Below are 11893 nucleotides of genomic sequence, written 5' to 3'. Positions count from 1 at the left end.
TTGCGATCACGTACATTTCAAGAATACGTACAAGGCCCCATTCAAATCGGGATGGGTTTAGGGATCATCTCCCTCCTGGCACGCTGGGTGACAGGAACCACGATATTATCCTCCCCCGAATCGATGGTGAAGTATGGAGTTTTCGGAGGGATCGGATACGCCCTGATGGGAGCGATCGCCCTGTTCATGTTCAGCTTCATCGGGAAGAGGGTCCGGCAGGATTTTCCAGTGGGTTTGACCATCGGGGACTATTTAAAAGCCCGGCTTCATCCCCTCGGATATTGGATATTGATCGTGATTCTTATCATAACCAGTTTACACATTTTATTCATTCAGGGAATGGCCGCGTCCACCCTATGTCAGTTTCTTTTCGATACCCCGCTCTATGTCGGGTTGTTCTTTTTCTTCGGTTTTTGTGTCCTTTTTGCTGGATTCGGCGGGTTAAAGCTCATTCATGGATTCGCAGCTTTTCAAGTCGTCTTCATGTTTGCCGCAGTTATCTTAATTCCTTTATACTTTTTCGTTAAAGAAGGGATTCAGCCTGTTTATGATGGGATTCGTTTATACCATCCATACATGCTCGTCATCAATAAATATGATCTATGGAGTTTTCTTTTTGCAGGACTTCTTGTTGGATTCGGCCAGTTTTTCTTTGACCTGACATCATGGCAGCGATTATTCATGATAGAAATCAAAAAGGTTCCATTGACATTCTCTTTATCTGGCCTTATATGGATCATATTCCCGCTCTCCTTTTCATCCCTGTTCATCATGGTTATCTTTACGGGCGGCTTCACTGATATACACTCGATTCTGGCTGGATTGGCAAACAAAATAACCACACCATTCTTTTTCATCCTTTTTGTGCTCTGCGCTTTCAGTGCAATCACCTCAACATTCGGTGCCTGCCTGCATTCATTGGTAAGCCTGATCGTAGCCAATATTCTTGAACCATTAAAAACAAAAAAAAGCGACCAGCAAAAAATAAGGATGGCCTGCCTGCTTTCAATATGTATTGGAGGATTGGTTTTCGTTGCTACACTCTTCTATTCCCCAAACCTATTGGAGCTCTTATTTTATTCAGGCAATATATACTCGGCATTGCTGGCTCCAATCCTGGTTATCGTATTCAGCAAAGGGAAAGTTGCTGATTACATACCGATAAGCGCGGTACTGGCCATTGTGGCTTCATACATCATCCAGCCTTATGTAAGTGAATTCCAAAGCATATGGTTTAGTGGATTAGCTTCATTGACGATCCTAGTGATTTGTACGATCCTTACCCTTATTAAGAACAAATGGAGATTCGTGAAAACAAAACTATGAATACTGCCAACCCCATTCATTATGATATTCCTTACATGAATGGGGTTCTTCTTTAATCTCGTAAAAACTTAGCTTGCCACCTTTCTGAAATACCGATAAACCTTTTCTAGCTTTTGAGTTTGTTTCCCCTTTGGACTTTCCATATTACCGAATTCGAAAAACTTCACTTTTTTGATTCCGACAAAATTTAATAAGGCTCTTTTCATCAATATTTTATGCGCATCATTCAACCAGAGAAGCGGATACTTTGCAGGTCCCTTCATCGTGGACACACATACGACCGACTTTCCTTTCAGAAGACCTTCCGGGAACAATCCCTTTTTATCCCTGTAGGCAAAATTCGCAGAAAATAATTGATCAATATATCCCATCAGCATTGCCGGAGGCCTACCCCACCAGATTGGATAGACAAAGACAATCTTGTCGGCCCAAGTAATTTGATTTCTATATTTTTCAAGCTGAGGATCACAATGCATATCACGCCTTCGTTTATGCTCATTGAACTCCAAGAGCGGATTAAAGCCCTCTTCATATAAATCCAAGACCTGGAGCCCCTTTATGTTGGGGTTCTCCTTACTGCCTTTGATGACTTTTTCTAAAAAAGCATAGCTTAAACTTTTATGGTTTGGATATGTGTAAATGACCAGCATGTTCATGACGCACCCCATTTACTTATCATTTGATAACAATAATATAACACCGTCTATTTTTAGTTGTCAAATGATAATTGTATTTTGATAACACTTTTGATATCTTCTCAGTAAGAGGTGAAAGTTATGGACAAAAAAGCTCTTTTTGAAAAAATGGTTACATTTACAACTTCCGTACATCAAGTCACAAACGAATTGACACAAAATGCAAAATCCGATTCCATCACGCCGGTACAATATAAAATTCTTGAATATATAACAGTCAGTCAGCCTGTCACACCAAGTGAAATCAGTGACTGTCAACATATCTCCATGCCTAACACGAGCCGTGAATTGAAAAAATTAAGCGAAAAGAATTTAATTGAAAAAATAAATGATTCGGAAGATCGACGGAAACAATACATCCGTCTCTCCAAAGAGGGGGAAATGATGATGAACGAGGCTTTTGCAATCGTAGAATCCCGTTTCCAAAGCCGGCTGCAGCATGCATCAAATGAAGATTTAGCGGATATTGACCGTGCCCTGGACATTCTTCAAACAAAACTTTTTTACTAAAGCATGAATACACAAAAATGGCTCCCGCAATTGAAGTTGACAACTGATCAACTTAAACCGCGGGAGCTCCTTCATTATCTCCATGCACGCAAAAACTAACTTATAATCAGGTACCGCAAAAGGTCCGGTAAGGTTTTGTTGACTCAGGCAGTGTCGAGTATTCAGCTTGTTCTTCGCAGTGTGCATAAGGATTTGAAAGAACAGCCAATAGCCGTTCCATCACGCTGTAGTCCCCTTGTTCCACCGCCGCTTCCAATGCCTCTTCCACCCGGTGGTTCCGTGGGATCACTGCAGGATTGCTGTTCTGCATCAACTGATTCGAAGATTCTTTCGATTCCTTCTGCCTGCCCAGTCTTGCCTGCCATAGCTCTTGCCACTGAGCGAATTCCGGTGTCCCGAAAAGGACCGTATCCTCCATTTTATCAAAGGTCAAAGCACGGAAGGTATTGGTATAGTCGGCACCATGCTTTTTCATCATACTGAGGATGCCATTAATAAGGGCTTCATCCTGAGTCTCTTCATTGAATATCCCCAGCTTCGCCCTCATTCCCGCTAACCAATTAGCGTGATACAGATCGTTAAAAACGGAAATCTTATCTTGGGCCAGTGTAACGGCCTGATCCATGTCATCATGAAACAGCGGCAATAAGGATTCAGCGAATCGCGCAAGATTCCACCCCCCAATAACCGGCTGGTTACCATAGGCATAGCGGCCTTGTGTATCAATTGAACTGAATACTGTTGCAGGGTCATAGGCATCCATGAAGGCGCAAGGTCCATAATCGATGGTTTCCCCGCTAATCGTCATGTTGTCGGTGTTCATCACCCCATGAATGAAGCCAACCAGCTGCCATTGGGCAATGAGCTTTGCCTGACGCTTGACCACTTCCTGCAGCAGCGAAAGATAACGGCTTTCATCGGTTTCAATGTCTGGAAAATGACGCTTAATGGCATAGTCGGCAAGTGTCCGGAGTTCCTCGATCGTGCCCCATTTTGCAGCGAATTGAAAAGTTCCGACACGAAGATGACTCGAAGCAACACGGGTCATGATGGCACCAGGCAGCCCCGTTTCACGGATTACCGTTTCACCGGTCGTCACCACTGCCAGACTTCGGGTGGTAGGAATGCCGAGCCCGTTCATCGCCTCGCTGATGATGTATTCGCGCAGCATCGGTCCAAGCGCAGCCCGGCCATCGCCCCCGCGGGAGTACGGCGTTCTTCCTGGACCCTTCAGCTGGATATCGACCCTATCGCCTTCGGGCAAGACCTGCTCGCCAAGCAATATCGCCCGGCCGTCCCCTAACATGTTAAAATGACCGAATTGATGCCCCGCGTATGCTTGGGCAAGAGGCGAAGCACCTTCAGGAAGCTCGTTTCCGGCAAACACCGCCACGCCATCTTCGCTTTGGAGCGACTTAACGTCCAAACCAAGAGTTCCAGCCAAACTCTCATTGAGAATGACCAACTCCGGTGAACTTACAGGAGTCGGGTTCGTGCTCGTGAAAAACTTTTCCGGAAGACGTGCATAGCTATTGTCTAAATTCCATCCCGTTTCATTTGTCATGGTTTCTCCTTTTCTTATTTTGACTTTTTGTATAAAGGTTCTTTCACTCATATTCAGTTAATACACGCGATAAAACTCAGTTGCAGTCCATTTTTTAATGTCTACCTCTGCCTATTAATTATACCGTTTCTGCATAAAAATGGCTCTTTTAAAGTCATGTTAAATTCATGACGCGTCCCGGGATTTCATAAAACGATTTTGTGAAGCGCCAATATCCTCATCGGTTCCTGCTGCTTCTCCTTTGAATATCTTTATCGATCTGCATTTCCGCTTTTACAATTGTGATGCGGTTTAACTCCCGTACGGAATTGGTTCAAGATTTTTAAGTTAATTTAGTGTAATAGTTACAATTTCATCAAGATTTTCACATCAAAAAAAGCCTGCCGTTAATTCGGCAGGCTTTTTTATCATCATGATTTTCACAAACAGGTGAACTGAAACTTTCTAATCGTGTGGAGGATTCATGTTTTCAGCATGCCTCCCCCACCTTTTTCTGTCTTCTTCCTCTTCTCCCACATCCCTCTTCTAATCCAGGATATGCTTAATTCAGTAAAGTCAGGCTGATAAAGGCAATGCCAAATATACAGTACAGAATGAGGGTAAAGGGCTGGGGAAAAATAATATATACCATCATGCTAATGATCATCAGCAGGATGCTGAAGGCATTTATCCTATCTCTCCACATACTCACCTTTGGTCAACTCCTTTTCCATTGCGTTCAAGCGTAAGGTACATTTTCATCGCATACTTCTTCCGGTGCTGCCTGGTCGGCTTTGAGGAAACGCCATAAAAATTCTCCTCCCACAGTCAAAGCGAATATCAGCAAAAATAGAGTTTCTTCTTCATCCATCGTTCCTCTTTGTTATAATGGCTGTGTGCCTAATTTGTATTTTTTCATTTTTCGTTAGTAAGTAAGCGACTGATAATTTATAATTATAAAATTGAACCCACTAAACAGCCATGTAGCCAAAATGATAAATTCATGAAAATAATTTAAATTTTCAGATTTTTTAAGGGGTATGAAGTGAATGATCTATAAAACTTTCAAGGTTGTATTGAGGACCATGCACAAAGGTCAAACCGAGGAATTCTCCTATGTATTTGAAGGGAAAAGCCTGCTGATCGGCCGTGCAAGCCAGCACTCCAAAGCTGATTTCAAGCTTTACAATGACTTTGTTTCCAGGGAACATTGCCGGATTTATATGGAGGAAGGACAGCTACTCATTGAGGATTTGGCAAGCAAACACGGTACCTCGGTGAACCAGATGCCGCTCGTACCGGGCAATCCCTGTCACATTGAACCGGGGGATTCAATTACTTTGGTTAATGGATTGATTGAATTTATGATTTCCATCGACAACGATTTAACACGGGATTTCACGCCGGTGAACTCGGATATCCAGCAAACCGTAGCTATCAATGAGCACCTTCAGACCGTGATCATCAATGAAGAATCACCCATTAAAATGCCGACTAAGGAATTCAATTGCTTTAAGCTGCTTTATGAGAATTTGGACAACCTTATTTCAAAGGAAGAGATTGTCCAGCAAGTATGGCCAGAGAGAGTCGGTGATCCCGAGCAAATTGTGACTGCAGAAGAAATCGCTTCACTCCTGTACCGGGTGCGGAAACGGATAAATGGGCACTTCGCAATAAAAGCCGTCATTCAAAAGGGATATTATATGGAATCCATCCTTTCATTCAATCTATCGGACTTATAATGAAAATCATTCGAAGACATGAAAAAAAGCATTGCGGATAACAATGCTTTTTTTTCATGTTTATTGGAGATGGCAAGCAGGTATCCACTCTTCCATCATTCCGATATCCACTGGTCCATTATCACTTCTTTGGTAAGTCTAGATTAGTGAATTCATCGACTGGAACGATGTCTTCTTCCATATCCATCACCTTCAGCACAACCCGGTCTCCTACATTCGTCAACACAATATCAGATAGCGCATTGACACCTGGGTCCACCGAGAACCTCTTGGTATTGCCTTCGACGATTAAATGGAATACGTATCCATTTGAGAGATTGGCATCATTTATCCTTATTACCTTCCCCTTTATTTCTTTCATTTCAAATCCTTTTTGAGGCGTCACACCGCTGACTTTCCCTAATGAGGCAATCAGTTTTTTATAATTACGGAAAGCTTCGTCTTTCGTTTTCCCAAAGACCACTTGAGGATTATCGCTATTGGCGTAAACAATCGCCACTCCTTGGAACTTGCTGCCCTTTGTAACCGGAATGACATAAGTGGGAGCACCATAAATCGTATAGAAAATTCCATTAGTTGCTTTCCAGCCTGGATATTTAGACAAAAACTCACTCGCATTGGCGTTGGATTTTGCTTCCTTGCCAGTTAAAACGGACGTGACGCCTTTATAGTACGTCATTTCACCGGTTTTGGCATTGAAAACGCCATAACCTACAAGGGTTTTGGAGTTGCCTTTTGATTTAGCCCGGGTAAAGTCCACTACATAAATCAATTCGCCTTTTTCGTTAAACGTAACTTGCATATTATCCTCATTAGGAATCAGGACATCTTTCTTCGGCCCAATCAGGGACTGGTTTTTCCACCCGTGAACATATTTTCCCCAGTAGGTCCAATATTCCAGGGCTGTTTCCAATGTGAATGTTCTATCCACCCATTTAGGTTCTTTTCCTTTTGGATAGTATTTCGTGTCTCCCGTTTCCGGATTTACCAATACCACCCCGTCCACTACGGGACCGCTGCGGTATTTCAAATAATGTCCGACTGAAGCTACGAAGAAGGGCTTTCCATCTTCGTCCGGTTCCAAATATGAATCATGGATGATTTTATTCGGATATGCCTTGCGGATGGTCCTTTCCAAATCATGATCGAGGTACTGTGAGGGAGCATACAGCATCTTCCCTTTGACAGTACTTGCCCCTTTATCCGTTGATACGGCGGAAATCAGATTATAACCTGGCGTGTATTCCGCTTTCCCTGCTTTCAAAAACCCGTCCATTTCAATGGGTGATGTATAAGCCAATTCACCATTTATATTGGTTAGACGGTATTCGCCTTCAGTGAAATATGATGCATTTTCAATTTTATTAATCGCTGCATCGCCTTTTGCGTCAGCCATTTTCACTGTAACAAGCGGCATGGTTTTTATATCTTGAACTTCTTCCAGCTCTTTTTTCTTATCGACCTTCGCCAATCCATGCAGATCTGCGGCAAAAGTGATCGGGTAAAACAGCATGATGACCCATGCTGCAATCAAAACGACACCTATCAAACTATTGAAATGTACGTTCCAAGGTGTTTTTGGTTGCTTCGCAGCTACATCTCCCCTCCGATTCCGTCGGGTACTTGAAGATTCACTCGCACTGTACATATACATTCTTGAATCGATGATGAGAATGAGCCCAAGAATAATGGCAAAACTCGAAAAGAATGCAGCGGCAGTAATATCCAGCAGCATGATATCGATAACGAAAAACAATACGACAGCAGAAACTAAAAGTCTCAGCACTTGTTCAATGAAAAAAGGTATATCCTTTTTGGTGATTGCGTTTGTCCATCTCTGCGGAATCATGGAAAGTCCCAATATGGCAAATGGTATTTTCATTAAAATTCCTTTCAAGATGAAAACGAGTAGTGAAAGTATCATGGTTTTAAAAATCTCTCCTTGTCATGTATGTTCCCATTTACCCATTTTATCACTTTTGTACAACTAATTTACTATTTTTTAAATATATCGAAATAACGTCAAAAAACTTCCAAAACTATTTACTCCAATGATGCTACTTTTACCGATTTAATGTTTATATAGACTCTAGAAAAGGATGGATGCCTTATGATATATGAAGAAACTTACCAATACCTATTAAGGAATGTATCTTCCACTGAATTCGATACGTGTTTGTATGCCTTGCTCCACAGTGATTGGGACGGGGTCATCCAGAGCCCGCTTCATATGATGGCCCGAGGAGTCGGAACGACAGAAAAGTATTTAAGGCAGATCATCAATAAATTCACCGCACCACAAGGATCACTAAAAAAAGTGTTTGTGCCTGTTCATCAAGGTGAAGATATTTTTTATAAGTTTAACCTTGGTCCTGCAAGTAATCTTGGCTATAACAGGAAGACGGACCGTTATTGCAAGAAATACCGTTTCTTTTATAGCGATGCTTTCAAAACCTTAAAGATTCATGGAAAACGGCTGCTGCTTATGGGTGCTTTCCGAATGTCTGTTTTGAAATCTGAAGAAGTACTATTTGATTATAATGAAATCGTTCCTGATTCCAGCTCGCTATTCACAAGGCAGCGCTTATTAGATGCAGTCGATGCAATCCATGACGCTTTAAGCCATTTAGTGACGATTTCTTTTGCGAGCAGGGCTTTTTCAAAGAAAGAAGTTCTGGTATTCACCTTTACCGAAGGCGTCTTGGAGCAGTATAAGGAAAATAGGGCGGAACGGACATTGTTGCGGAGAACGATTTTTAACTCTGGCTACCTTGGGCATATCAATGATTCAGTATGCAGGGAATTGGAACGGGTCGGCAAATATATTTTCCGTTCATTTCTGCAAGAAGCGACAAACACCTCCAATGATATCCAAAAGGAACTGCAGAAGTTAGCCCGTTTCGTCTATTCTCATTCTCTTAAGAAATTTGGCCAGGCACTTCCTGCCAATAAGCAGTTACTTCTTGCCCCAAAACAAGCCTCTGCTTATTTAAGCAAGATCATGTACAACGAGACATTGGAACAGATGGTCAAGTATGCCCACCAGGCAGAATCCATCAAAAGCCTGCTTGAACGCGCTCATTTTCATAGAAACATTTCCGAGAAAGCTCTCTGCCGGGAAGTGAATGATTTAGAAATGGCTGAACATATCGAGCCTATTCTCCATAAGTACCATCAAGCGGACTTCATCCGCCATGTGCTGAACGACTGGTGCGAAACATGGCTCATTTCCCGTGTAAAGACTGTGACCGAAGAATCTGGGGCAGAAGGAAAAAGGAAAAGTACCGATGATAAGCAGATCGCTGCCGAGTATATGGCGCGCATTAGAAACGATACATATGGCCAGTTGGACAGGCTGTTGACCTTGCTACTTAAATTCGGCAATCATGCAGTCGCTCCGTCTGTCCGGAACTTCCCTCTCACAAAGAAGAAAGAAACCCTCCAATCCTATTTCGCGATCCAAAAGGAGCGTCTTGATGTTCTCTCCATTTCATCTTAAATTCACAGCCTTTTAATATGTCATATGTTTTCGAAGAGAGCGGATCCGTTCTCTTTTTTTTGCTTGTAACGAAAGCCGACTGTGAATTGCAGAATGACGATTGTGGTTTGGTGATTGGCCCACTGTGGATTTCTCCTCTGAATTCGTGTATTGAATATGGATCTTGTGAATAAGGGAACTTGGGCAGCATGTTGTTTTGACGGCAGGCCATAACCCCTGTAAGGGCAAAGGCATTTATTATGGAGTTATTCTAAGGGTCTTAGAAAGGGTCTATATAAAGGAACTAAAAAAGGTTCTGATCATCAATATGAATAAGGTGTTGAATGCGGCAGGCCACTATTCGGGTAAAGGAAATGGGCCCCCATTTAAAATGGAAAGCCCACATGACTCGTTATGGTATTAATAATATTTTCCCCGAACTTTCCCGGCCTTCAAGAAGTCTATGTGCATCCGCCCCATTTTCCAACGAAAAAAGAGTCGGTTCCTTGATGAGGATTTTCCCTGACAGAATCCATTGGAACAGCTCTGCTGTTCTTCTTGTCCGTTCTTCATGGGTAGTCAGGACGTTCCAAAGGTCTCCACCTATTAATGCCTTGGATGTATCCATTAACATTCTAGGGTCGATTTTCTCTGGATCACCGCCTGCCATACCAAAAAACACCACAGTCCCTCCAGTCTTGGTCGCCTCGAAACTATCCATCAAGGTTTGGCCCACTGATTCATAAACGACATCAACGCCTTTACCGCCGGTTACATCCTTAATGGAATCCACCCAGTCAGATCCGTAAAGGAAAACATGATCCGCACCCATTTGTTTGGCAACAGCCGCTTTATCATTTGATGAGGTCAAGCCAATGACCTGACCGCCCTTCATCCTGATCATCTGTGTCATTAATTGACCGACTCCACCTGCAGCGGCATGGACCAGAATGGTTTCCCCTTCTGTAACTGAATGGCTGTCATGAGTTAAATATTGGGCAGTCAATCCTTGAAGTAAAACGGTTGCGGCCGTTTCAAAGGAAATGCCCTCAGGCAGAGGTAACAGTTTATCAGCTGGAACAGAAACCAGCTCCGCATTGGCATGGGGAACATCAGCGAACCCGACACGATCACCGGCTTTCACATGATAGACATCTTCCCCGACATATTCGATGACACCGGCCCCTTCATAACCTAAAATGAATGGGGGATCACCCACCAAATGATAATTCCCTTTCCTTCTATATATATCAGCAAAATTCAAGCCGATCGCTTTCATTCGAACGATCACGGCTGATTTTGAATGTTCAGGTTCTGCAATTTCCCTTACAGACAGGACTTCCGGTCCGCCAAAATTATCAAAGACAAGTGCTTTCATCATCCTAACTCCCTTCAATGCTTCTTCATTCTTTAAGATATAGGATGAACCGTTTGATGGCAAGAAACACAAATAACCGCCCTGCCCTTTAAAGGCAAGAGCGGTCACTAAGATTACTCAATCTGAATTGGAACCAGGACCGTTCTTTCGTTTATTTGCAGAAAATTCCTTACCGTGTGCTTCATGTTCTGCAATGATGTCCGCTTTCGGAATATGGTTATTCTTTTTCGGTGAACCGGTACGGTTACGATGTTTTTTTCCCATGATCTATCTCCCCTTAAATTCAATAAATGTTTAATGCCTGCTAATGTTAGCTTGTCCGATTACTCCCGAAAATACCGGCAAAATAGGCACTTCAAAATAAAGGAAAAATCTCGTGGAGACCGAATAGATATAAAACTGATATATGAGGAGGGAATACTATGTTTCCTGTATTGAACACGGAAAGGTTACGATTACGGGAAATTCGTGAAAGTGATGCGGAAGCTCTATTCCAATGTTTATCAAAAGATGAAGTCACCCGCTTTTATGGGCAGGATTCATTGGAAAATATCGAACAGGCGAATGATATTGTAGCATCCTTTGCGAAAAACTATCTTGAAAAACGGGCGGTTCGATGGGGAATTGAAAGAAAAGATACGCAAGAATTAATTGGCACTATCGGCTTTCATGCCCACAGTCCCAAATACAGACGGGCGGAAATCGGATATGAAATCCATCCTGCACATTGGCGGAAAGGATATGCGTCAGAAGCTCTTAGAGAAATTATCGCTTACGGTTTCAACGACCTTGATTTAACCCGCATTGGCGCGGTCGTTTTTCTGGAAAACAGTCCATCAAGTGAGCTGTTGCTTAAGCTGGGCTTCATCCAGGAAGGAATATTAAGGAGTTATATTTACCAAAACGGCATCCCTCATGATACATATGTCTATTCCTTGCTGAAGTGAAACGAAAACCTTCTTTGGAGGGTTCCATTTAAGAAATTTGCGACACTCCTGCCGAATAACTGGCTAGTCGAGACCCCACAGACGCTTGCTTTGATGAGGCTTGGCAGACAGTCGGCGGAAAGGGAGCGGATTTCTGAAATCAACTGGAACCTAGATTTGGTTTGTTCGGAGCATCCGTTCCCCATTCCATTTACTTATTCGAGTCGAAAAAAACAACAAATAAATTCCCTTAATATCCCAAATTACCCACAAAAAAAAGTCACCAAAACATAGC

The 11893-nt window shown here is 42.6% G+C and carries 11 protein-coding genes; 5 read left to right on the top strand and 6 right to left on the bottom strand.

The features are described 5' to 3' along the window. Positions 1–1326 (top strand): SLC5/6 family protein, encoded by a 1326-nt coding sequence (locus BS1321_RS17015; protein WP_094246629.1) that lies wholly within the window; start codon positions 1–3, stop codon positions 1324–1326. A gap of 68 nt (positions 1327–1394) precedes the next feature. Here BS1321_RS17015 and BS1321_RS17010 read toward each other — a convergent pair whose 3' ends face one another. Then, positions 1395–1982 carry an NAD(P)H-dependent oxidoreductase gene (locus BS1321_RS17010; protein ID WP_063235092.1) on the bottom strand — a complete coding sequence of 196 codons (588 nt, stop codon included), beginning with the start codon at positions 1980–1982 and terminating at the stop codon, positions 1395–1397. A 120-nt stretch (positions 1983–2102) separates the two neighbouring features. Here BS1321_RS17010 and BS1321_RS17005 point away from each other — a divergent pair, with 120 nt between their 5' ends. Further along, positions 2103–2531 carry a MarR family winged helix-turn-helix transcriptional regulator gene (locus tag BS1321_RS17005; RefSeq protein ID WP_063235091.1) on the top strand — a complete coding sequence of 143 codons (429 nt, stop codon included), beginning with the start codon at positions 2103–2105 and terminating at the stop codon, positions 2529–2531. Positions 2532–2637: 106 nt separating this feature from the next. On the opposite strand, the gene BS1321_RS17000 is transcribed toward BS1321_RS17005, so the two are convergent. After that, entirely contained in the window at positions 2638–4095 is a 1458-nt protein-coding gene (locus BS1321_RS17000) for a protein adenylyltransferase SelO (RefSeq protein ID WP_063235090.1), read from the bottom strand. 718 nt (positions 4096–4813) lie between these two features. Next, complete coding sequence (locus tag BS1321_RS28525) at positions 4814–4945, bottom strand: hypothetical protein (RefSeq protein WP_257790325.1); 132 nt, start codon at positions 4943–4945, stop codon at positions 4814–4816. Positions 4946–5123: 178 nt separating this feature from the next. Between BS1321_RS28525 and BS1321_RS16995 the strand changes: the two genes are divergently transcribed. Further along, positions 5124–5816, top strand: coding sequence for an FHA domain-containing protein (locus BS1321_RS16995; protein ID WP_063235089.1), 693 nt, complete (start codon positions 5124–5126; stop codon positions 5814–5816). A gap of 121 nt (positions 5817–5937) precedes the next feature. Here the strand turns inward: BS1321_RS16995 and BS1321_RS16990 are convergent, their stop codons facing one another. Continuing rightward, the gene (locus tag BS1321_RS16990; protein ID WP_155726504.1) at positions 5938–7698 is read right to left on the bottom strand and encodes a hypothetical protein; all 1761 of its coding nucleotides are present in this window, start codon (positions 7696–7698) and stop codon (positions 5938–5940) included. Positions 7699–7926: 228 nt separating this feature from the next. Between BS1321_RS16990 and BS1321_RS16985 the strand changes: the two genes are divergently transcribed. Further along, positions 7927–9315: a hypothetical protein gene (locus BS1321_RS16985; protein WP_063235087.1), complete on the top strand. Its 1389-nt coding sequence runs from the start codon at positions 7927–7929 to the stop codon at positions 9313–9315. Positions 9316–9706: 391 nt separating this feature from the next. On the opposite strand, the gene BS1321_RS16975 is transcribed toward BS1321_RS16985, so the two are convergent. Beyond that, entirely contained in the window at positions 9707–10672 is a 966-nt protein-coding gene (locus BS1321_RS16975; protein ID WP_063235167.1) for a quinone oxidoreductase family protein, read from the bottom strand. A 117-nt stretch (positions 10673–10789) separates the two neighbouring features. Continuing rightward, entirely contained in the window at positions 10790–10936 is a 147-nt protein-coding gene (locus BS1321_RS27875) for a hypothetical protein (RefSeq protein ID WP_162268747.1), read from the bottom strand. A 158-nt stretch (positions 10937–11094) separates the two neighbouring features. Between BS1321_RS27875 and BS1321_RS16970 the strand changes: the two genes are divergently transcribed. Further along, positions 11095–11619, top strand: coding sequence for a GNAT family N-acetyltransferase (locus BS1321_RS16970; protein WP_063235085.1), 525 nt, complete (start codon positions 11095–11097; stop codon positions 11617–11619). The last annotated feature ends 274 nt before the right edge of the window (positions 11620–11893 follow it).

The organism is Peribacillus simplex NBRC 15720 = DSM 1321 (assembly GCF_002243645.1).
Lineage (GTDB): Bacteria > Bacillota > Bacilli > Bacillales > DSM-1321 > Peribacillus > Peribacillus simplex.
This window is presented reverse-complemented; position numbering and strand designations above follow the sequence as displayed.

Coding starts and splice junctions, on each gene's coding strand:
- BS1321_RS16975 (WP_063235167.1), bottom strand. CDS start 10,672: ATGAAAGCACTTGTCTTTGATAATTTTGGCGGACCGGAAGTCCTGTCT.
- BS1321_RS16995 (WP_063235089.1), top strand. CDS start 5,124: ATGATCTATAAAACTTTCAAGGTTGTATTGAGGACCATGCACAAAGGT.
- BS1321_RS17005 (WP_063235091.1), top strand. CDS start 2,103: ATGGACAAAAAAGCTCTTTTTGAAAAAATGGTTACATTTACAACTTCC.
- BS1321_RS17000 (WP_063235090.1), bottom strand. CDS start 4,095: ATGACAAATGAAACGGGATGGAATTTAGACAATAGCTATGCACGTCTT.
- BS1321_RS28525 (WP_257790325.1), bottom strand. CDS start 4,945: ATGGATGAAGAAGAAACTCTATTTTTGCTGATATTCGCTTTGACTGTG.
- BS1321_RS16985 (WP_063235087.1), top strand. CDS start 7,927: ATGATATATGAAGAAACTTACCAATACCTATTAAGGAATGTATCTTCC.
- BS1321_RS16970 (WP_063235085.1), top strand. CDS start 11,095: ATGTTTCCTGTATTGAACACGGAAAGGTTACGATTACGGGAAATTCGT.
- BS1321_RS17010 (WP_063235092.1), bottom strand. CDS start 1,982: ATGAACATGCTGGTCATTTACACATATCCAAACCATAAAAGTTTAAGC.
- BS1321_RS16990 (WP_155726504.1), bottom strand. CDS start 7,698: ATGAAAATACCATTTGCCATATTGGGACTTTCCATGATTCCGCAGAGA.
- BS1321_RS27875 (WP_162268747.1), bottom strand. CDS start 10,936: ATGGGAAAAAAACATCGTAACCGTACCGGTTCACCGAAAAAGAATAAC.